Annotated in this window: 14 protein-coding genes and 1 other RNA gene; 6 read left to right on the forward strand and 9 right to left on the reverse strand. The window is 73.3% G+C overall.

All coding sequences use genetic code 11. The features are described 5' to 3' along the window. Positions 1–97: 97 nt before the first annotated feature. From ssrA to ftsE, 5 genes are all read right to left on the reverse strand, one after another. Positions 98–468, reverse strand: a transfer-messenger RNA (tmRNA) gene (gene ssrA, locus ACIG3E_RS09695). 112 nt (positions 469–580) lie between these two features. Next, entirely contained in the window at positions 581–1,102 is a 522-nt protein-coding gene (smpB, locus tag ACIG3E_RS09700) for an SsrA-binding protein SmpB (protein ID WP_138960006.1), read from the reverse strand. 18 nt (positions 1,103–1,120) lie between these two features. Next, positions 1,121–2,320 carry a S41 family peptidase gene (locus ACIG3E_RS09705; protein WP_399613413.1) on the reverse strand — a complete coding sequence of 400 codons (1,200 nt, stop codon included), beginning with the start codon at positions 2,318–2,320 and terminating at the stop codon, positions 1,121–1,123. A 100-nt stretch (positions 2,321–2,420) separates the two neighbouring features. After that, positions 2,421–3,338, reverse strand: a complete 918-nt coding sequence (gene ftsX / locus ACIG3E_RS09710) for a permease-like cell division protein FtsX (RefSeq protein WP_138960008.1) — start codon at positions 3,336–3,338, stop codon at positions 2,421–2,423. Between the two features lie 96 nt (positions 3,339–3,434). After that, complete coding sequence (gene ftsE / locus ACIG3E_RS09715) at positions 3,435–4,124, reverse strand: cell division ATP-binding protein FtsE (protein WP_138960009.1); 690 nt, start codon at positions 4,122–4,124, stop codon at positions 3,435–3,437. Between the two features lie 240 nt (positions 4,125–4,364). Here ftsE and ACIG3E_RS09720 point away from each other — a divergent pair, with 240 nt between their 5' ends. Continuing rightward, positions 4,365–4,556, forward strand: a complete 192-nt coding sequence (locus tag ACIG3E_RS09720; RefSeq protein ID WP_138960010.1) for a hypothetical protein — start codon at positions 4,365–4,367, stop codon at positions 4,554–4,556. Between the two features lie 228 nt (positions 4,557–4,784). On the opposite strand, the gene ACIG3E_RS09725 is transcribed toward ACIG3E_RS09720, so the two are convergent. From ACIG3E_RS09725 to ACIG3E_RS09740, 4 genes are all read right to left on the reverse strand, one after another. Then, on the reverse strand, positions 4,785–5,462 hold the full coding sequence (locus ACIG3E_RS09725; protein WP_399613417.1) for a hypothetical protein: 678 nt from the start codon (positions 5,460–5,462) through the stop codon (positions 4,785–4,787). Between the two features lie 360 nt (positions 5,463–5,822). Continuing rightward, the gene (prfB, locus tag ACIG3E_RS09730; protein ID WP_242718657.1) at positions 5,823–6,929 is read right to left on the reverse strand and encodes a peptide chain release factor 2; all 1,107 of its coding nucleotides are present in this window, start codon (positions 6,927–6,929) and stop codon (positions 5,823–5,825) included. 674 nt (positions 6,930–7,603) lie between these two features. Then, the gene (locus ACIG3E_RS09735) at positions 7,604–8,830 is read right to left on the reverse strand and encodes a serine/threonine-protein kinase (protein ID WP_399613421.1); all 1,227 of its coding nucleotides are present in this window, start codon (positions 8,828–8,830) and stop codon (positions 7,604–7,606) included. Positions 8,831–8,985: 155 nt separating this feature from the next. After that, on the reverse strand, positions 8,986–10,608 hold the full coding sequence (locus ACIG3E_RS09740) for a serine/threonine-protein kinase (RefSeq protein WP_399613424.1): 1,623 nt from the start codon (positions 10,606–10,608) through the stop codon (positions 8,986–8,988). A 520-nt stretch (positions 10,609–11,128) separates the two neighbouring features. Here ACIG3E_RS09740 and ACIG3E_RS09745 point away from each other — a divergent pair. From ACIG3E_RS09745 to ACIG3E_RS09765, 5 genes are all read left to right on the forward strand, one after another. After that, positions 11,129–14,395, forward strand: a complete 3,267-nt coding sequence (locus tag ACIG3E_RS09745; protein ID WP_399613426.1) for an FHA domain-containing protein — start codon at positions 11,129–11,131, stop codon at positions 14,393–14,395. Positions 14,396–14,611: 216 nt separating this feature from the next. Then, complete coding sequence (locus tag ACIG3E_RS09750) at positions 14,612–15,991, forward strand: ABC transporter substrate-binding protein (protein WP_399613430.1); 1,380 nt, start codon at positions 14,612–14,614, stop codon at positions 15,989–15,991. Positions 15,992–16,100: 109 nt separating this feature from the next. Beyond that, complete coding sequence (locus ACIG3E_RS09755) at positions 16,101–17,381, forward strand: carbohydrate ABC transporter permease (protein WP_399613541.1); 1,281 nt, start codon at positions 16,101–16,103, stop codon at positions 17,379–17,381. Continuing rightward, positions 17,378–18,277 carry a carbohydrate ABC transporter permease gene (locus tag ACIG3E_RS09760; protein ID WP_399613433.1) on the forward strand — a complete coding sequence of 300 codons (900 nt, stop codon included), beginning with the start codon at positions 17,378–17,380 and terminating at the stop codon, positions 18,275–18,277. Before ACIG3E_RS09755 ends, ACIG3E_RS09760 begins: the two co-directional genes overlap by 4 nt. A 238-nt stretch (positions 18,278–18,515) precedes the next feature. After that, the gene (locus ACIG3E_RS09765; RefSeq protein ID WP_399613436.1) at positions 18,516–20,807 is read left to right on the forward strand and encodes a CDP-glycerol glycerophosphotransferase family protein; all 2,292 of its coding nucleotides are present in this window, start codon (positions 18,516–18,518) and stop codon (positions 20,805–20,807) included. Position 20,808 lies beyond the last annotated feature (1 nt).

Raw genomic sequence — 20,808 nt, forward strand, 5'->3', positions numbered from 1 at the left:
CGGGTGGCGGAGCCCCCGCATCGCGCGGCGAAGCCGCGCAGAACATACGAAGGCGACGTGGCCCGCGCTGTCCGCGGGCACACGTCGCCTGTCGCCTTCGTGGAGATGGCGGGAATCGAACCCGCGTCCAACGGTGCAGAATCAGGGCTTCTCCGTGTGCAGTCCACTGCGATTTTCTCAGCCCCGGAGATCACGTGGACAAGTCTCCGACGGGCTCAGTCACTGTTTGATTTCCTCCCAGACCCCGTGACCGGGTCTAGAAGTTTAGTTCCCTAGCTGATGCCAGGATCCGGGTCGGGAACAGCCCCGGGCTGACACTTCGCAAAGTCGCTACTTAGGCAGCGAGGGCGAAGGAATCGCGCTTGGTGTTGGCGATTATTGGTTGCGACATATGGTTAACGAGATCATTGCCGCTTCCTCGACACGCTTCCCCTGCTTCGACATCCGCTGTCGAAACCGATCATCCCCATGTTGATTTTTCAAACCCTCCGAGGAGGGGGCGCCCCGTCACCTGCGGGACGTCGTCCATCGTACGTGACCAACGCCGTCGGGTGCCAGCGTATTCCCCGCCACGGAGGACCTAGGCGATGCCCTGGCGCCGCCGGACCGCGGAGATCGCGCGGTTCGTCTCGCGCAGGTCCTGCTTCTCGCGCAGCGTCTGCCGCTTGTCGTACTCCTTCTTGCCCTTGGCGAGCGCGATCTCGACCTTGACGCGGCTGTCCTTGAAGTACAGGGCGAGCGGCACGAGGGTGTGCCCCGTCTCCTGGGACTTCGCCTCCAGCTTGTCGATCTCCGCGCGGTGCAGCAGCAGCTTGCGCTTGCGCTTGGCGGAGTGGTTGGTCCACGTGCCCTGGACGTACTCCGGGATGTGGATGTTGTGCAGCCAGGCCTCGTGGCCGTCGATCTGCACGAAGCCGTCCACGAGGGAGGCCCGGCCGAGCCTGAGGGACTTGACCTCGGTGCCCATCAGGACCACGCCGCACTCGTACGTGTCCAGGATGTGGTAGTCGTGCCGCGCCTTCTTGTTCTGCGCGATCATCTTGGGACGGGCGGCCTTGCTCTCCGCCTTCGCCGCCTTGCGCTTTACCTTTTCCTTCGCCATAGTGCGGCCATTTTCGCACTACGAGGGGGGTCCGAGGCCAGTCAATACTCTCTCGGCCCGCTCCTGGGCACCTCCGTCGACCTCCAGGTCCGGGGTGATGCCCCGGCGGTCGACGCCCCGCCCCGAAGGGGTGCGGTAGTGCCCCACGGTCAGCTCGGCGACGGAGCCGTCGGGCAGGCGGCTCGGCATCTGCACCGAGCCCTTGCCGAACGTCCTGGAGCCCACGACGACCGCGCGCCCGCGGTCCTGGAGGGCCCCGGTGAGCAGCTCGGCCGCGCTCATCGTGCCGCCGTCGACGAGCGCGACCACGGGTCTCGCCGCGTCGCCGCCGGGCCGGGCGTGCAGCGCGCGCTGGCGGCCGCGGACGTCGTACGTCGCCACCAAGCCGCCGTCCAGGAGCGCCGAGGCGGCGGTGACGGCCTCGGTGACCAGGCCGCCCGCGTTGCCCCGCAGGTCGAGGAGGACACCGGCGCCCCGCGGGGCGCCGCGCACCGCGTCGCGCACGGCCGCGCCGGAGCCCTTCGTGAACGCGTCCACCTTGATCTTCACGGCGCCGCCGGTCAGCCGGCTCACGCTCACCGAGTCCGTCGACAGGCGCTCCCGGTGCAGCGTCGTCCGCCACGCGCGCGTGCCGCGCTCCAGGCCGAGCTCGACCGGGGTGCCCTCGCGGGCGCCGCGCAGCAGGGACACGACCTCGGTCACCGGACGGCCCTTGACCTGGTGGCCGTCGACGGTGGTGAGCCGGTCGCCCTGGCGGATGCCCGCGCGGGCGGCGGGGCCGCCGCCGCGCACCTTCGAGACCTCGATGCGGCCGTCGGCAGCGCGCCGGGCCCACAGGCCGACGCCGGTGTAGGCGCCGTCCAGGGCCTGCTCGAACTCCTCGTACTCCCCCTGGGAGTACACGGACGCCCAGCGGTCGCCGCTGCGGCTGACCGCGTCCTCGGCGGCCTCCGTGCCGGACTTGCCGTCGGCCATGGCCTCGGCGGCGGCGTCCGCCGCGTCCTCGGCGGGATCCCTCTCGGGCTCCCGGTCCCGGTCGCTGTCGCGCGTGGAGGCGACGGAACGGGTGGGGGGTGCCGCAGAGTTCCGGCCTTCCGGGGGGTCCTCGCTCCAGGAGCCGGTGGCCGCGCCGGTGGCGAGGACGCTCGCGAACACCAATGTCAGGGCCGCCCCGCGGCGGACGCGGCGGGGCGAGGAGAGCCAATCGGGGCCTGACATGTCGGTGAGTCTAGGACAACGAGGGGCGCCGCACGGTCGGTTGACCGCACGGCGCCCGAGGCACGCCTCACATCAGCGGCACCCCGCGCCGCCCGCCGCCTCACACCTTCAGGTACTTGCGCAGCGCGAGGAAAGCGGCAAGGGCGGGCATGAGCAGTCCGATGACGAGGACCAGCGGAAGGACCGCGAAGACGGAGTCCCAGCCGATGAAGTTGATCAACGTCAGCTTCTCGGAGAGCTCCAGGCCGTGGTCGATGATGAAGTACCGGCCGAGCAGCAGGAACCCGCAGGCGAGCCCGCCGCCGATGAGCCCGGAGACGGCGGCCTCCAGGATGAACGGCATCTGGATGTAGAGGCTGGACGCGCCCACCAGGCGCATGATCCCGGTTTCACGACGACGGCTGAACGCCGAGACCCGCACCGTGTTGACGATCAGCATCAGGGCGACGACCAGCATCAGGGCCATGACCGCGAGGGCCGCCTTGTTCATGCCGTTGAGCAGCTCGAAGAGGTTGTCCAGGACGCCCTTCTGGTCCTCCACCGACTGCACGCCGTCACGCCCGGAGAAGGCGGTCGCCACCACCTGGTACTTCTCCGGGTCCTTCAGCTTGATGCGGTACGACTCCTGCATCTGGTCCGGGGTCAGGGAGCTGGACAGCGGGGAGTCGCCGAACTGCTCCTTGTAGTGCTTGTACGCCTCGTCCGCCGACTCGTGCTGGACGGTGTCCACGACCGACATCTTCTTGAGGTCGGTGAGGATCCGGTCCTTCTGCTCGTTCGTGACGGCGCCCTTGGCGCACTTGGGGTCCTGCTCGGCGTCCGCCTTGTTGCACAGGAAGATCGAGACGTTGACCTTGTCGTACCAGTAGCCCTTCATCGTGCTCACCTGGTCGCGCATGAGCAGCGAGCCGCCGAACAGGGCGAGCGAGAGGGCGACGGACACGACGACGGCGAACGTCATCGTGAGATTGCGGCGGAGACCGACGCCGATCTCCGACAGGACGAACTGGGCGCGCATGGCGGCCTTTCGGTGGATCAGGTGGAACAGATGGTTCCGGCAGGCGGGAACGTCAGGGCCGGGCGGAAGGACCGGCGGCCGACGGGGGCAGACGTGTCAGTGCTGGTAGCCGTAGACGCCGCGGGACTGGTCGCGGACGAGACGGCCCTTCTCCAGCTCAATGACGCGCTTGCGCATCTGGTCCACGATCTGCTGGTCGTGGGTGGCCATCACGACAGTGGTGCCCGTCCGGTTGATGCGGTCGAGCAGCTTCATGATGCCGACGGAGGTCTGCGGGTCGAGGTTGCCCGTCGGTTCGTCGGCGATCAGGAGCTTCGGCCGGTTGACGAAGGCACGGGCGATCGCCACGCGCTGCTGCTCACCACCGGAGAGCTCGCCGGGCATCCGGTCCTCCTTGCCGCCGAGCCCGACGAGGTCGAGCACCTGGGGCACGGACTTGCGGATCTCGCCGCGCGACTTGCCGATGACCTCCTGGGCGAAGGCCACGTTCTCGGCGACGGTCTTGTTCGGCAGGAGCCGGAAGTCCTGGAAGACGGTGCCCAGCTGGCGGCGCATGTGCGGCACCTTCCAGTGGGAGAGCCGGGCCAGGTCCTTGCCCAGGACGTGCACCTGGCCGTGGCTGGTGCGCTCCTCGCGGAGGATCAGCCGCAGGAAGGTGGACTTTCCGGAGCCGGATGACCCCACCAGGAAGACGAACTCGCCCTTTTCGATCTCCAGCGACACATCGCGGAGCGCCGGGCGGTTCTGCTTCGGATAGGCCTTGGAGACGTTGTCGAATCGGATCACGGGTGCACCACGGTTAGCCGGGGGTAGGTGAGCGTGACCCTACGCGAATGCGGTGCGCGAGCGCAGTCGGCGTCCTGAGTTGCGCGATTTGTCGCCGTCGGCGGCAGGAACGGATCGGCCGGAAACCGGCCGGGCAGGGCGGGCCGCGCCGAAATCCGCGGAAGCTGGCACAGTGGTAGGGGGAACGGTTGAGGTTCCCAGAGCGTTGGGCAGGCTGAGACTGTGCGGGAGGAGAAGCGCATGACCTTTGACAGGTTGGTGTGCGCGAACTGCGCGGCGCCTGTGAGCGAGGGCCGCTGCCCCGTGTGCCGGGCCAACCGGGACCGTATGCAGCAGGAAGGCCCCTTCGGCGGCCTCAGCCCCGCGACCCTGATAGGGCTGCTCGTCGTGCTGATCGCGGCGGTGGCGCTGCTCGCGCACCAGACCGCGTGAGCGCGTAGCCGCGCTGGGCGCGGGCGCCCGCGGATGGCCGTGACCGGTGGTTGCCCGGCGTGACCGACGGACCCGGTGGCTGGTCGGCCGAGCTCGTCCGTGGCTTTTGGTGATCGGCCGTTGCTGCTGGTGAGTTTCCGTGGCTACTGGTGATCGTCCGCCGCGCACGCGAAGAGGCCCGGAGCCGTGGGGCTCCGGGCCTCTTCGCGGTGGGGCGCCCCGGGAGGGTTACGCCGCCGCGCCGCGGTTGCCGACCAGGCGCGGCAGGAGGCGGAAGCCGATGCCGCCCGCGATCATCGTCGCGGCCCCGATGACCAGGAAGGTCACCTCGGTGGCGCCGGTCTCGGCCAGCTCGCCGTCGTTCTTGCCCTGCCCCTTGTCGGCCACCTGATCGACCTGCTGCGGGGCGGTGCCGGTGTCGGTCAGGCTGTCCTTGCCCTGGCCCTGCTCGACGGGCCGCTCGCCGCCACCGGCGGGGTCGGCGCCGTTGCCGCCGCCGTTGCCGCCGCCCGTGCCGCCGTGGCCCGGGTCGCCCGGGTCGCTGGTGGGCTTGGGCGGGTTCGTCGGCTCCGTGGGCGGGTCGGTGGGCTCCGGCGGGTCCGTCGGCTCGGTCGGCTGGTCCGTCGGCTCCGGCGGGTTGGTGGGCTCCGGCGGGTCCGTCGGCTCGGTCGGCTCGTCGGTCGGCTCCGGCGGGTTGGTGGGCTCCGGCGGGTCGTCGTCGTCACCCGGGAGGTCCGTGTCGACGCCGATGCCGTTCTCGTCGGCGGAGGCGCTCGCGCCCGTGCCGCCCAGGTCGACGCCCACGTCCAGGGCCGAGGCGGCGCCGGCGGCGGTGAGCGACGCACCGGCGGCGATCACCGCACCGGCGGCTATCCGCGCGATGCGGATCCGCGTCTTCTTGGTCATCAGGCTGCTACCCCCAGTAGCTGAATCGTCAGTGAGGCAGCGCCCGGGGCCCGGGTCACGGGGTGGTTCTCGATCGGCCCCCCGGATCACACGCGCCCCAGAGATACGCATGCCGCCCGCTAGCTTTTCCACTTTCCTGAGCACCGTCAAGGACGTTGCGCGCGCGATGCCCGTTATGCGCTCAGTTGACCGTCGAGCGGACATGCGACTGTGACGTAAGGGCGCGGGAAAGACGCGAGGGGCCCACAACTACCCCACAGAACACGGCGACCACGGCCCTGGGGGGCCGCGGTCGCCGTGAATTTCGCGGGGCGCCCGACGACCCGGCGGGGACCCCGCCCTGTCGACAAAGCGCTGAAATTACTTCTCCTGCTGCTTGCGCCAGCGAATTCCGGCCTCCAGGAAGCCGTCGATCTCGCCGTTGAACACCGCTTCCGGATTGCCGACCTCGTGCTCCGTACGCAGGTCCTTCACCATCTGGTACGGGTGCAGGACGTACGACCGCATCTGGTTGCCCCAGGAATTGCCGCCGTCGCCCTTGAGGGCGTTCATCTTCTCCTGCTCCTCCTGGCGGCGGCGCTCGAGCAGCTTCGCCTGGAGGACGTTCATCGCGGTCGCCTTGTTCTGGATCTGCGAGCGCTCGTTCTGACAGGAGACGACGATGCCGGTGGGGAGGTGGGTCAGGCGGACCGCGGAGTCCGTCGTGTTGACGCCCTGGCCGCCGGGGCCCGACGAGCGGTACACGTCGATGCGCAGCTCGCTCTCGTCGATCTCGATGTGGTCGGTCTGCTCGACCACGGGCAGGATCTCGACACCCGCGAAGGACGTCTGACGGCGGCCCTGGTTGTCGAACGGCGAGATGCGCACCAGGCGGTGCGTGCCCTGCTCCACGGAGAGCGTCCCGTACGCGTACGGCGCCTGGACGGCGAAGGTGGTCGACTTGATGCCGGCCTCTTCCGCGTACGACGTCTCGTACAGCTCCGTCTTGTAGCCGTGGCGCTCCGCCCAGCGCAGGTACATCCGCTGGAGCTTCTCGGCGAAGTCCGAGGCGTCGACGCCGCCCGCCTCCGCGCGGATCGTGACCAGGGCCTCACGGGCGTCGTACTCACCGGAGAGGAGGGTGCGGACCTCCATCTCGTCCAGGGCCTTCCTGACGGCCGTGAGCTCCGACTCGGCCTCCGCGCGGGTGTCCGGGTCGTCCTCCTCCTCGGCCATCTCGAAGAGAACGCCCAGGTCGTCGATGCGCCCGCGCAGGGTCTCCGCCTTGCGCACCTCCGCCTGGAGGTGGCTCAGCTTGCTGGTGATCTTCTGCGCCTCGTCCGGGTCGTCCCAGAGGGACGGCGCGGCCGCCTGCTCCTCGAGCACGGCGATGTCTGCCCTCAGCTTGTCGAGGTCCAGGACGGCCTCGATCGACTCCATGGTCGAGGAGAGGGACTTGAGCTCTTCGGATACGTCGACGACTGCCACGACACCAGCGTAACGGCTGCGGCTGGCGTCCCTCCCCCTGTGGGGGCGGGACGCCCCTGCTCCGGCCCTGCCTGGGCCCGGCCCGCCCCGCTGCCCCCGGCCCTCCCGCCCGGCCGGGGGCGGTGGGGCGGGCCCTTCGCTCGGGGCGCTGGTGCCCTCGGCCCCTGGTGCCGTTCCGCCGCTACCGCGGCGGTGCTTCCCGCCCTCCCACCCGTCACTCCCCGGCTTCGCCCGCCCGGCCCCGACGCGGAGCGCCGCGGCTGCCACGTCCCGTGCCCCGCCGCTACCGCGGCGGACTTGCCCACCCTCCCACCCGAATCTCCTTGGCTTTGGAGCTTTCGGCGGAGCCGGTGGGGGTGCCCTCGTGGGTGCCCGGGGCGGGGGCGGGTGGCGGGACCGGGGCGCGCGGGGTGCAGGGGCTGGTGTGGGGCGGGTGGCTGGGGGCTGTGGGTGGGGCGGCGTGGCCGTGGGCGGGGGGCGGGGTGGCGTGGTCGGGCGCGGTGTGAGGTGCCGCTGTGGGGCGCGGCGGCCTGTGGTCGCCTCGGGTGGGGGCGGGTGGGTGGGACCAGGCCGCGCGGGCGCGTGGGCCCGGGTTCAGGCACGCGGGGCTGCGTGGAGCTGCTGTGCTGGGGCGCTCGCAGATGCGGGGGCGGGGGACCCGGGGGCCGGTGTCGTTAGGGGGCCGGGGGAGCTGTGGTTTGGGGGGTGGGGGGTGGGGGGTCGTCCGTGGTGGCGTACCAGGCGCCCGCGCCTATCGCGGCGGCCAGGGCCGCCCCCGCCACCCCGAGGGCGATCCGGCGGCGCCGCGTCGTGGAGCGGTGGCGGGCCGAGCCGGGCCGGGCGGTGCCGGTCGCGCGGGGGGCGCGGGCGGTGCCCAGGGCGCCTCCGGCCAGCTCCTCGGGGCCGGGGACGCGCATGGAGGTGTGGGTGTCGCGGTTGGCGTCGGGGGTGGCGCCGGGGACCAGGGGGACGGCGCCGCGTCGGGGGGCGCGCGGCCGGGGCTCCGGGGGCGCGTCCTCGCGCGCCTCGGCGCCCTGGGGCTCCGCGTCGGGCTCGTCGACGTCCAGGGGCGGGATGCCCGCGAGCAGGGGGAGCTGCTCGCGCAGGCGGGCGGCGAGCTCGGAGGCGCGCAGCCGGGACGCGGGCGCCTTGGCCAGGCACTGGACCATGAGCTGCCAGAGCTCTTCGGGGATGCCGGGCAGGGGCACGACGGTCTCGGTGACGTGGCGGCGCAGGATCGCGCCGGGGTGGCCGCCGCCGAAGGGGGTGAAGCCCGCGAGGAGCTCGTAGAGGACGGTCGCGAGGGCGTAGATGTCGACGGCCGCGCGCGGGGGCAGGCCCTCGATGATCTCGGGCGCCAGATAGTCCGGCGTACCGATGATCTTCGTGGCGCGGGTCCGGCGCGGGGTGTCGATGAGTTTGGCGACGCCGAAGTCCGTCAGGAGGGCGGGGTGGGAGCCGCCGGGGCCGAGGGGGCCCTGCATGTCCAGGAGGACGTTCTCGGGCTTGACGTCGCGGTGCACGATTCCGGCGGCGTGCGCGGCGGCCAGGGCGTCGGCGACGTCCGCGACGATGGCCACGGCGGCCTCGGGGGCGAGGCGGCGCTCGCGTTCGAGGCGGGTGCGCAGGTCCGTGCCGCGGACGAGGTCCATGACGAGGGCGAGGTCGTTGCCGTCGACCACCAGGTCGTGGACGCCCACCACGCGCGCGTGGTCGAGGCTCAGCAGGGCCGTGCGCTCCTGGACGAAGCGGCCGACGAGCTCCTGGTCGGAGGCCAGGTCCTCGCGCAACAGCTTGATGGCGACGGGCCCCTCGGGCCCCTCGCCCAGCCACACCGTGCCGGCGCTGCCACGGCCCAGGATCTGATGGGCGGTGTACCGGCTGCCGATCTTGCGTGCCAAGACTGCTCCTACGGATGTGTGTTGGCGTCAAAAGTACGCGTCCGCGACACCAACCTTCACTCCGGGAGCGGAAATCACCCCTCAGATGTCGACAAATCCCCTAGGTCACGAGGATGTTGCCGTACGGCGGCCCGGACGGGGTCCGGGCCGCGGGCTCAGCCGTTGATCTTCGAGCTCCACTCCGAGAGCTTGTCCCACACGTCCTGGAGCTGGTCCCAGTACCCCTTCGTCGTGCCGATCCAGTCCTGGAGCGGGCTCAGCTCCCAGACCAGCCAGCTCGCGACGAACAGGATGACGAGGACGACCAGGCAGCCCTTGAGGCAGCCGAGGCCCGGGATCTTCGTCGGGTTCGCGCCGCGCTGACGGCGCTGCCGGGGCGGCTCGGGCTGCGGCGGCTGGGGAGCCGGAGCGGGCGCGGGGGGCGCGTACGGCTGCGGCTGCTGCGGCGCGTAGGGCTGGGGCTGGTGCTGCGGCGCGTACTGCTGCTGCGGGGGGTACGGCTGCGGCTGGTGCTGGGGGGCGTACGGCTGCGGCTGCTGCGGCGGTCGCTGCTGCTGGGGGCGGGCGACCTGGCGCTGCGGACGGCGGCGCAGCGGGTCCTGGCTGGGGTCCAGGTACTGCACCTGCGTCTGGTCGTTGCGGTCGCGGGCGGCGCGCATCTGGCTCTGCCAGGGGTGCGGGTCGTCCGGGCCCTGGCCGGGGCCCACGGGCGGCATGACGGCCGTGGGGTCGGCGCCCTGGGGGCCGCCGGTGTGCGGCATGACGCTGGTGGGCGCGGCCGGGTCGTAGCCGCCCGGGGCGCCCGAGGTGTTCGGCAGGACCTGGGTGGGGTCGGCCGCGCCGGGGGTGCCCGGCACCGGCGCGGGCGCCGGGTCGGGCGCGAGCAGGGCGGCGACGCCCTCGGCGGCGGCGATCTGCGCGGCGGAGGCGTGCACGCCGATGCCGTCGGCGACGGTGCGCAGGGCGCGCGCCAGGTTCTCGGCGCTGGGGCGGCGGTCCGGGTCCTTGCTCAGGCAGCGCTCGATGACCGTCCACAGGGGGTCGGGGACGGTGGAGGGGCGGCGCGGTTCGGCGCTCAGGTGCTGGTGCAGGACTTCGAGCGCGGAGCCGCCGGCGAACGGCGGGCGCCCGGTGACCAGCTCGTACAGCAGGATGCCTGCCCCGTAGATGTCGACCGCGCTGGTCTGCGGGCGGCCCTCGGCGGACTCCGGCGCGACGTACGCGGGCGTGCCGACGAACTCCTGGGTGCGGGTGAGGCCCGGGGAGTCGGCGAGGCGGGCGATGCCGAAGTCCGTGAGCATCGGGTGCATGCCGTCGGCGTCCTGCTTGACCAGGACGTTCGCGGGCTTCAGGTCGCGGTGGACGACGCCGTCGGCGTGGCTCGCGGCCAGCGCGTCGGCGATCTGCGCGGTGAGCAGGGCGGCGGCGGCCGGGCTGAACGGGCCGTTCTCGCGCAGGTACTTGTGCAGGTCCGGGCCCTCGATGAGGTCCATGACCAGGGCGAGCAGATCGCCCTCGACGACGAGGTCGCGGGTGCGGACGATGTTCGGGTGCGTCAGGCGGAGCAGGACGGAGCGCTCCCTGAGGAAGCGCATCACGACGTCCGCGTCGTTCGCGAGCTCCTCCTTGAGGACCTTGATCGCGACGGTCTCGCCGGGCTGGCCGGGGACGGCCGCCTCGGCACCCGCGGTCTCCCGCTGGCGGGCTCGCCAGACGGTGCCCGTGGCGCCGCGCCCGAGCGGCTCCTCGAGCAGGTACTTGCTGCCTACCGGCCGCACGTCATGCGCTCCCTGCTGGATCTGACTGGTCTGGTGGATCGGGTGGATCCGTGGTCCTGGGCTCCCGGTGACCCGGGGATCCCGGTCGGCCCTCGCCGCGATGGGCGTTCCGACCCACTGTAGTGCCGCCGGACGGGCCACCGGACGACGATCTTGCCAGTGGTGGCCGCTCGTGCGGACCTTTGTTCGCAGGGAAGACGCGCTACCAGGGCCGTTGGTTGCCGACGCCCGCGGACCAGGGTGCGAAAGGGGCTCCGGAGGGGGCTCTCGTAGGGGCTCGGCGGGGGCGCGCGCCCTCCGGGGGTGACGATTTTCCTTCTGGCCCGCTTCCCGCACTTTTCCGGGCACGTTTCCGTACAGAGGCGACCAATCAAGATCACTTACGGGTGGGGGGCGGGCGTGTTGTCAGTGGCAGGTGCGAGGATGCTTCCGTACTGGCCGACGTGCCCGTGTGCGGTGGGGGGAATCACAGCGCGAGTCCCCGTGCCGGGCGCCCAGCGCAGAAGGGACCGCTGACGGCATGCAGATCCGGCTGACCGTCCTCGGGCCGCGTGGCGGCCAGACCGCAGAGCCGGGGGGACGCCCCGCGACGTCCTGCGACGTGCTGGTCACCGCGCCCGCCGGGACCGCGCTCGCCGCCGTCGCCTCCGGCCTCGCCGCCGCCGTCGCCGCGGGCGAGGGCCCCGCCGTCCTGTACGCGGAGTCGGAGCGGCTCGACCTCCAGCGCTGCACGCTCGGCGAGCCGCCGCTGGTCGACGGCGCGGTGCTGTGCGTGGGCACCCCGGCCGAGCCGGGGCCCGAGCTCGCGGACGCCGCCGCCCAGCTCCATGTCGTCGCCGGGCCCGACGCGGGCGGTGTGCACCTGCTGCACGGCGGCCAGATCCGCGTCGGCCGCTCCGCGCAGGCCGACGTCCCCCTGGACGACCCGGACGTGTCCCGGCTGCACTGCGCGGTCACGCTCGACCAGGACGGCCGGGTCACGGTCACGGACCTCGGCTCGACGAACGGCACGGCGGTGGACGGCCGCGTGCTCACCGACCGGCCGGTGCGGCTCGCCTCCGGCTCGCTCCTGCGCATCGGCGAGTCCGTGCTCCGGCTGACCACGGGCAGCGGCATGGGCGGCGTGCTCGCCACCGCGGCGGACGGCGAGGGGCACGTGCGCGTGCGGGTCACCGCGGAAGGCGGGGGCGGGGCCACGGCGAGGGGCGTCGGGGAGCTGCGCGGCGCCTGGGGCACCCCGGCCGCGGAAGGCCCCGGAGCACCCGGCTCCGCACCCCCCTCGGGCGCACCCGGCTTCCCTGAATCGTCGTCCGGTACGTCCGTCCCCGTCGCCCCCGCAGAGGGCGTGACGCAGCACGCGTACGGCACGGCCGAGTGGGGTGCCTCCGGAGGCAGCGGGCACGGGGAGAGCGGGGTCGCGGAGTCCCCCGTGGTGCCCCGGCAGGGCGGCGCGCCCGAGGCCGAGCGGCAGCGGACCGGCACCCCCGCGCGCGGGACGCCCCTGCCGCGCGGCGTGCGCAAGCGGGGCGGCCTGTCCGCGTGGGCGCGGCGGCTGACCGGCGGGCGCGGCGAGGAGACGGCACGCGAGCACGGTGCGTACGACGAGGTGTACGAAGGCCCGCGGGGGCCCGAGGCGATCGAGGAGTGGGGCGGCGGCGGGCCGCTCCCGGAGCCGGTGCCCGAGGTGTGGCCCGACGCGGCGGCGCTGCTCCTGACGGCGCTCGGGCCGGGGACGCGGCTGTGGGAGCGCGGGCCCGGGCACCCGGAGGCGCTCGCGGTGCGCCTCGGCACGGTCGACCGGGCGGCGCCCGGGCAGAGCGCGCTGCTGCCCGCCGTGCCGGTGACGGTGAGCCTCGGGGAGACCGGGGCGCTCGGTCTCGCCGGGCCGCGCGAGCGGCTCGCGGGGCTCGCCCGGTCGGTGCTCGCCCAGCTGGCCGCGCTGCACTCCCCCGCGGACCTGGAGATCGTGCTGATCAGCACGGACCGGGCGCGTACGCCGGGCGAGCGGGCCGCGGAGTGGGCCTGGCTCGGCTGGCTGCCGCATCTGCGGCCCGCGCACGGCCAGGACTGCCGTCTGCTGCTCGCGTACGACCGCGAGCAGGCGGCGGCGCGCACGGCCGAGCTGCTGCGCCGCCTGGACGAGCCGGAGACCGCCGACGCGGGTCCCGGCGGGCCGGGGCCCGCTCGGGAGCGGACGGCCCGGGAGGCGTCCGGGCCGCGCACGGTGGTGGTCGTCGACGGCGACCCCGGTTCCGCCGCGCTGCGGGAGGCCGCCGTGCGGCTCGCGCGGGACGGCGGCAGGGCCGGGATCCACGTCGTGTGCCTGGCCGAGACGGCCGCGGCCTCGCCCGCGTCGCCGGTGACTCAGACGTATGAGGCGGCGTGTTCGGTGTCGCCCGCCTTCCGCGCGTGCGGGGCGGTCGCGCTGCTCAGCGGCGATGTGGCGACGGCCCTGCGGGTGCTGCGCACGGCGGACGGGCAGCCCGCGGGGCACGGCACGGTCGCCGTGGTGGACGCCGTGTCGGCGGCCTGGGCGCAGCGCTTCGCGCGGGCGCTCGCCCCGCTGCGGCCCGACGGCGCGGGCGGCGGCCACGCGCGCGTGGCGGCGCCGCTGCCGCAAGCCGCCCGGCTTCTGGACGAGTTGGGGCTCGCCCGGGCCACGCCCGCCTCGCTGATGGCGCGGTGGGCGGCCGCCGGGGACGACGCGGGCGCCCTGGGCGGGCGGGCCTGGGCGGTGCTCGGCGCGGGGGCGCGCGGGCCCGTCGTGGTGGACCTCGCAGCGGACGGGCCGCACCTGCTGGTGGCGGGGCCGCCCGGCAGCGGGCGCACGGAGCTGCTGCGGTCCGTCACCGCGTCCCTCGCCGCCGCCGAGCGGCCCGACCGGCTCGGCGTCGTCCTCGTCGACGGCGGGGTCGACGGGCGGGACGGGGGCACGGGGGGCGGCGGCGCGGGCGAGCGGCCCGGCGAAGGGCTGCGGGCCTGTACGGACCTCCCCCACGTCGGCACCCACCTCGCCGCCAACGACCCCGTACGGATGCGGGAGTTCGCGCAGTCCCTCACCGCGGAGCTGAAGCGGCGGGCCGAGCTGCTTGGGCGGCAGGGGTTCGCCGAGTGGCACGCGGGGCGGGTGGTGGCCGGGCGGATCGTGGCGCCGCGCGGGGCGCCGGACGCCGAGGCGGGCGGGGGCGCGGGGGCCGGGGACATCGAGGTGCCGAGCAGCTCCACGCTGCGGCTGCGGCCGCCCGGGGCCGGGGCACGGACCGAGCCGGGGCCGCCGCTCGCGCGGCTCGTCGTGGTCGTCGACGACTACGACTCCTTGCTGGCGCCCGCGCTCGGCTCGCCCGGGCGGCCCGCCGCCGGGTCCGTCGTCCGGGCGCTCGACGCGGTGGCCCGGGACGGGGAGCGGCTCGGGGTGCATCTGGTGGCCGCGGTGCGGGGGGCGGAGCGCGTGGCCGAGACGGAGGTGGGGCGGCGGGCCGGGCTCCGGGTCACGCTGGACGCGCCTGGGGGCGGGGTGGAGGATCCGGCGCCCGGGCGGGGGGTGTTGTGCGGGGCTGACGGGCGGGTCACCGCCTTCCAGGCGGGGCGGGTCACGGGGCGCATCCCTCGTACGGCGACGCTGCGGCCCACCGTGGTCCCCCTGGAGTGGGACCGCATGGGGGATCCCCCCACCCGCCGCCCTGTCCGCGAACTGGGCAATGGGCCCACGGACTTGGCCCTCCTCGCCAGCGCCCTGGACCGCGCGGCCCGCGAGGTCTCGGCCGACCAGGTGCCGTCCCTGCTCTGACAGTCGGGCGGCGCCCGGGGCCGCGGCCCGCCCTGCCTCGCGCGGCCCCTTCGGGACGATTGCCCCCAGTGAGGGACGACTGGGGTCAGGGGAGGTGATGGGCCGTTACAACGGCATCACGATCGGCGGGTTGACACCGTAGACCGTCTTGCCGCCCCACGCCCCCGGGCGTAGACAGGCCGGAACGGGACTGTCAGGGAAGAGAACGGGGCAGTGATGCGCAGCACTCTTCGTACACGCACGACCGGCAGGATGGTCGCCGCCACGGCGGTGGGCGCCCTCGCCCTTGGCCTCACCGCGTGCGGCGGTGACGACGACAAGGACGACGACGGCAACGGCAAGGGCGGCGGCAAGGAGGAGACCGCGGCCACCGTTCACCTGCCCAAGCTGGACGGGCAGAAGCTGTCGGTCTCGGCGGTGTGGGGCGGCGCGGAGCGCAAGGTGTTCCTCAGGGTCCTGGACGAGTTCGAGAAGCGGACGGGCGCCGACGTGTCGTTCGTGCCCGCGCAGGAGCCGATCATCAGCTTCCTCGCGTCGAAGGTGGCGGGCGGCCAACCCCCGGACGTGGCGATGCTGCCGCAGGTCGGCGCGGTGCAGCAGGCCGTGGAGAAGAAGTGGGCCAAGCCCCTTGGCGCGGCGGCGCAGAAGGAGCTGGACAAGAACTACGCGCAGGGCTGGAAGGACCTCGGGACGGTCGACGGCAAGCAGTACGGCGTGTACTTCAAGGCGGCCAACAAGTCGTTGGTCTGGTACAACACCAAGGTCTTCGAGAACGCGGGCGTCGACGAGCCCAAGACCTGGGACGCGTTCATGAAGACCGCCCAGACGGTGTACGACTCCGGGGTCGCGCCCGTGTCCGTGGGCGGCGCGGAGGCCTGGACGCTCACCGACTGGTTCGAGAACGTCTACCTCTCGCAGGCGGGCCCCGAGAAGTACGACCAGCTGGCCCAGCACAAGATCAAGTGGACGGACCCCTCCGTCAAGAAGGCGCTGACGACGCTCGGCGGGCTCTTCGGGAAGAAGGGGTTCGTCGCCGGGGGCGCGGACGGCGCGCTGCAGACGGAGTTCCCGGCGTCGGTGAAGCAGACGTTCGTCGGCGGCGAGCAGCCGAAGGCGGGCATGGTCTTCGAGGGCGACATGGTGTCGCTCTCGATCTCCGAGACGAAGGCGGAGATCGGCACGGACGCGAAGGTGTTCCCGTTCCCGGCGGTCGGGGACGAGTCCCCCGCGGTCGTCGGCGGTGACGCCGCGGTCGCGCTGAAGGACGGCAAAGGCGCGCAGGCCCTGCTCACGTTCCTGGCCTCGCCGGACGCGGCGCGGATCTGGGCGGAGGCGGGCGGCTTCGTGTCGCCGAACAAGAGCCTGGACCTGGCCGCGTACCCCAACGACGTGCAGCGCGGCATCGCCAAGGCGCTCATCGCGGCCGGTGACGACATCCGCTTCGACATGTCCGACCAGGCGCCCCCGGCCTTCGGCGGCACGCCGGGCAAGGGCGAGTGGAAGGCGCTCCAGGACTTCCTGAAGAACCCGAAGGACGTCGCGGGCACCCAGCGGACGCTGGAGGACGCGGCGGCCAAGGCGTACCCGAAGAGCTGACAGGGCGATGACGACTCCGGACGCCGGGGGCACCGCCGCGGTGCCCCCGGCCAGGCCGACGGCGCGCACGTCCACGACCGGCCCGCGCGGCGCCGGTCCCCGCAGGAGCGTGACCGGGACCCGCAAGGCGGTGGCGGCCCTGTTCCTGCTGCCCGCCCTGGTCCTGCTCGGCGCGCTCGTGCTGTATCCGATCGGGTTCTCGGTCCTGCGCAGCTTCTTCGACAAGAGCGGGGACTTCGCGGGCGTCGACAACTACGAGACGATGTTCGAGGACTCCGGGATCCGCACCGCCGTCAAGAACACGGCGATCTGGGTGGTGTTCGCGCCCGCGGTGGCGACCGCGCTCGGTCTGATCTTCGCCGTGCTGACCGAACGGGTGCGCTGGGGCACGGCGTTCAAGATCGTGATCTTCATGCCGATGGCGATCTCGATGCTGGCGGCGGGCATCATCTTCCGGCTGGTGTACGAGGCGAACCCCGACCGCGGGGTGGCCAACGCCGTGTGGGTGGGCGTGCACGACACGTTCGTGGAGTCCTCGCACTTCCCGAGCGGGCACCCGGCCGCGAGGTCCCCCATGAAGGAGGCGGGCGACGGCGCCTTCGTGACCCGTGAACCCGTGCGCGCCGGGCATCCGGTGGCCCTGCCCCTGACCGGCGTACCGCCCAACAAGATGCCCGACGACGCCGCGTCGGCGAAGCGCGCCGAGGCCGACCCCGGCAAGGTCACCGGCACGGCCTGGCAGGACTTCACCCGCGGCAAGGGCCGCGGCGAGGTCAACGCCCCGGACGCCGTCGAGCTCGGCTACCCGGGCATCAGGATCGAGGCGGTCAAGGACGGCGAGGTGGTGGCCTCGACGACGGCGGCGGACGACGGCACCTTCGCCCTGCCGAAGGAGGCCGACGGGGCGCTCCTGCGCTACCCCGCCTCGAACTTCCGCGAGCCGTACGACGGCGTGAACTGGCTCGGCCCCTCGCTCATCACGCCCGCCGTCATCGGCAGTTACGTGTGGATGTGGGCCGGGTTCGCGATGGTCCTCATCGCGGCGGGGCTCGCGAGCGTGCCGCGCGAGCTCCTGGAGGCCGCGCGCGTGGACGGCGCCAACGAGTGGCAGGTGTTCCGCCGGGTCACGGTGCCGCTGCTCGCGCCCGTCCTCGCGGTCGTCCTGGTCACGCTGATGATCAACGTGATGAAGATCTTCGACCTGGTCTTCGTGATCCCGCCGGGCTCCTCCAAGGACGAGGCGAACGTCCTCGCCGTCCAGCTCTACAACTCGGCCTTCGGGGACCAGAACGACGGCGTGGCGAGCGCGATCGCGGTGCTGCTCTTCGTCCTCGTACTCCCGGTGATGTGGTTCAACTTGCGGCGGCTGCGGCGGGAGGCGAAGCGATGAGCGCGCACACGCGGCCCGCCGCGGAGGCGGGCGTGGTGAAGGCCCGGCAGTCGCTCGGCGGGCGGATCGCGGGGCTGCTCGGCGGCACGGCGGTGCGGGTCTTCCTGATCCTCGTCGGCCTGTTCTGGCTGGTGCCCACGCTCGGCCTGCTGCTCGGCTCGCTGCGCACCAAGGAGGACATGAGCGCGACGGGCTGGTGGAAGGTCTTCGGGGCGCCGTCGCAGCTGACGTTCGAGAACTACTCCAGCCTCCTGAAGGACGAGACGATCACCGACTCGATCCTGACGAGCGTGTCCATCACCGTCCCGGCGACGCTGCTGGTCGTGGTGATCGGCTCGCTCGCCGGGTACGCGTTCGCGTGGATGGAGTTCCCGGGCCGCGACTGGTGGTTCCTCGGCGTGGTGGGGCTGCTCGTGGTGCCGGTGCAGGTGGCGCTCGTCCCGGTCTCCGACCTCTTCGGCAAGATCGGGATCTTCGAGACGACGACGGGCGTGGTGCTCTTCCACACCGCCTTCGGGCTGCCGTTCGCGATCTTCCTGCTGCGGAACTTCTTCGCGGAGATCCCCCGCGAACTCCTGGAGGCGGCGCGCCTGGACGGCGCCGGTGAGCTGCGGCTCTTCATCCGTGTGGTGATGCCGCTCGGCGCTCCGGCGATCGCCTCGCTCGGCATCTTCCAGTTCCTGTGGGTGTGGAACGACATGCTGATCGCGCTGATCTTCGCGGACGCGGGCAGCCCGCCGATCACGGTGGCGCTCCAGCAGCAGGTGCGGTTCTTCGGGGACAACGTGCAGATCCTCGCGCCCGGCGCGTTCATCTCGATGGTGATCCCGCTGGCGGTGTTCTTCGCGTTCCAGCGGCAGTTCGTGTCGGGCGTGATGGCGGGCGCGGTCAAGTAACGAGGGCAGCGCGGGCGCCGTCAAGTGAGGACGCGTACGCGCCCGCGCGCCCGGCGGCGCAGAAATGATCAACTGCCTTACGCATGGCGTGACTTGAGCGAAAGGGGGCGGTCCGGCACCGGACCGTCCCCTTTCTGTCCGCTTGACGGGCGTCCCCCGATGGGGAGAGCGGAGCGTAACCAGATCACCCCACCGGGCGTTCCCGGGCAGAGTGCCCGCGCCGACCCATGGATGTGCCGTGCCCCGGTTCAGTGTCATCGTCCCCGCGTACCAGGTGCAGGCCTATCTGCACGAATGCCTCACGTCCGTCCTCGAACAGAGCTTCGCGGACTGGGAGCTGATCGCGGTCGAGGACCGCTCGCCGGACGGCTGCGCCGCGATCATCGACGAGTTCGCGGGCCGGGACGCCCGGGTCAGGGCCGTCCACCTGAAGGAGAACGTGGGCCTCGGCCGCGCGCGGAACGCGGGCATGGAGCACGCCACCGGCGACTACCTGATCTTCCTCGACGCCGACGACAGCATGGCGCCCGGCTCCCTCCAGGCCATCGCCGACCGGCTGAAGGAGACCGGCGAGCCCGACGTCCTGGTCTACGACTACGAGCGGACGTACTGGACGGGCGAGCGGGTCCGCAACCAGCTCGCGCACCTCCTCGCCGAGGACGGCCCCGCCCCCTTCGAACTCGGCGACAGGAGCGGCCTGCTGCGGCTGCTCATGGTCGCGTGGAACAAGGCGCACCGCCGCGAGTTCGTCGAGCGGACCGGCCTCACGTTCCCGCCCGGCACCTACGAGGACGCGCCGTGGACGTACCCGCTGATGATGTCCGCGAAGTCCATCGCGACGCTCGACCGGGTGTGCGTGCGCTACCGGCAGCGGCGGCGCGGCGGGCTCCTCGGCACGGCGAGCCGCGCGCACTTCGACGTCTTCGACCAGTACGAGCGGGTGTTCGCGTTCCTCGACGCGCGCCCCCAGCTGCCGGAGGCCTGGCGGGCGCTGGTCTTCCGGCGCATGGTCGACCACTTCCTGACCATCTACTCCCGTCCTGAGCGGCTGCCGCACGGCAGCAGGGCCGAGTTCCTGCGCCGGGCGCGCGCCCACTACCGCCGCTTCCACGTCCCCGGCTCCCGGCCGCGGGCGGGCGCCCGGCTGCGGCACGCCCTGGTGCGGCTCGGCTCGCACCGCGCGTACCAGGCCCTGCGGGCGGTGCGCCGGTTCGGCGGGGCGGCCGCGCGGTACTGTGCCGGGGCGCTCGGCCGGGCCCGGGAGTCCCTGCTGCGGCTGCACTACCGGATCCAGCTGCGGCGGCCGGTGCGCGCGGACCTCGCGGTGTTCACGGCGGGCGACGGGCGGGGGCACAGCGGTGACCCGGGCGCCCTCGAGGCCGCGTTCCGCGAGCTCGCGCCGCACGTGCGCACCGCCTGGCTGGCCGCGCCCGCGCACCACCACACGCTGCCGACCGCGACCCGCAGGCTCACGCCCGGCACGGCCGCGGCCTGGACGGCCCTGGCGCGCGCCGCGTACCTGGTGAGCGACTCCGACTTCGACGGCCGACTCGTCAAGCGCCCCGGGCAGCTCGTGGTGCGGACCCACCCGGGCACGCCCCTGCGGCACGAGGGCGCCGACCTCCTGGAGCGCCCGGCGGCCGCGTGCGGCACGGACGTCGACGCGCGGCTGCGCTCCGCCGACACCTGGGACTACGTCGTGTCCCCCAACCGGCACGCGACCCTCGCGGGCGAGCGGGCGTACCCGGCGACGTACACGACGCTGGAGTACGGCTGTCCGCGCAACGACCGCTACCAGCGCGCCACCGCCACCGACGTGGCGCGGATCCGCGAGAGCCTCGGCGTACGGCCGGGAACGACGGCGATCCTGTACGCGCCGGAGTACCGCGACTACCGGCGCACGCAGCGGCTCGGCGTCGACCTGGAGCGGCTGCTCCGCCGCCTCGGCCCCCGCTTCACGGTCCTGGTGCACGCCCCCCACGTCGACGCGGAGCCGCTGCCCGACGACCTCTCCGGGCGGTGGGTCGACGCCTCCGGCGAGCCGGACCCGGGGCGGCTGTGCCTGGCCGCGGACGCGCTGGTCACGGACTACTCGTCGCTGATGTTCGACTACGCCAACCTGGACCGGCCGATCGTCCTGCACGCCGACGACTGGGAGGCGTACGAGGCGGCCCGCGGCACCTACTTCGACGTGCGCGCCTTCCCGCCGGGCGCGGTGGCGCGCGGCGAGGACGAGCTGGCCGACATCTTCGCTTCGGGGCACTGGCGGGGCTCGCGCTCGGCCCAGCTGCGGCGGGCCTTCCGGGAGCGGTTCTGCCCCTACGACGACGGGAGTGCCGCGGAGCGTGTCGTGCGGCGGGTGGTGTTCGGGGCGAAGATCCCACTACCTTCGGTCGTGGCGCTCCCGGAGCGGCACCCCACGCCGGCGGCGGGGCCCGAGGGCACCCGTGTGTCCGGGGCCGAGGACTCCGGGGTCGCGCAGACCGCCGCGCTCCTGTCGCAGCGCACTCCCCCCAACTCCAGGATCTGAG

It is taken from the genome of Streptomyces sp. NPDC053474 (assembly GCF_044544845.1).
Taxonomy (GTDB): domain Bacteria; phylum Actinomycetota; class Actinomycetes; order Streptomycetales; family Streptomycetaceae; genus Streptomyces.

Bases quoted from the DNA above. Each gene is read 5' to 3' on its own strand.
- smpB (WP_138960006.1), bottom strand. From the start codon at position 1,102: ATGGCGAAGGAAAAGGTAAAGCGCAAGGCGGCGAAGGCGGAGAGCAAG.
- ACIG3E_RS09705 (WP_399613413.1), bottom strand. From the start codon at position 2,320: ATGTCAGGCCCCGATTGGCTCTCCTCGCCCCGCCGCGTCCGCCGCGGG.
- ftsX (WP_138960008.1), bottom strand. From the start codon at position 3,338: ATGCGCGCCCAGTTCGTCCTGTCGGAGATCGGCGTCGGTCTCCGCCGC.
- ACIG3E_RS09720 (WP_138960010.1), top strand. From the start codon at position 4,365: ATGACCTTTGACAGGTTGGTGTGCGCGAACTGCGCGGCGCCTGTGAGC.
- ACIG3E_RS09725 (WP_399613417.1), bottom strand. From the start codon at position 5,462: ATGACCAAGAAGACGCGGATCCGCATCGCGCGGATAGCCGCCGGTGCG.
- ACIG3E_RS09745 (WP_399613426.1), top strand. From the start codon at position 11,129: ATGCAGATCCGGCTGACCGTCCTCGGGCCGCGTGGCGGCCAGACCGCA.
- ACIG3E_RS09750 (WP_399613430.1), top strand. From the start codon at position 14,612: ATGCGCAGCACTCTTCGTACACGCACGACCGGCAGGATGGTCGCCGCC.
- ACIG3E_RS09760 (WP_399613433.1), top strand. From the start codon at position 17,378: ATGAGCGCGCACACGCGGCCCGCCGCGGAGGCGGGCGTGGTGAAGGCC.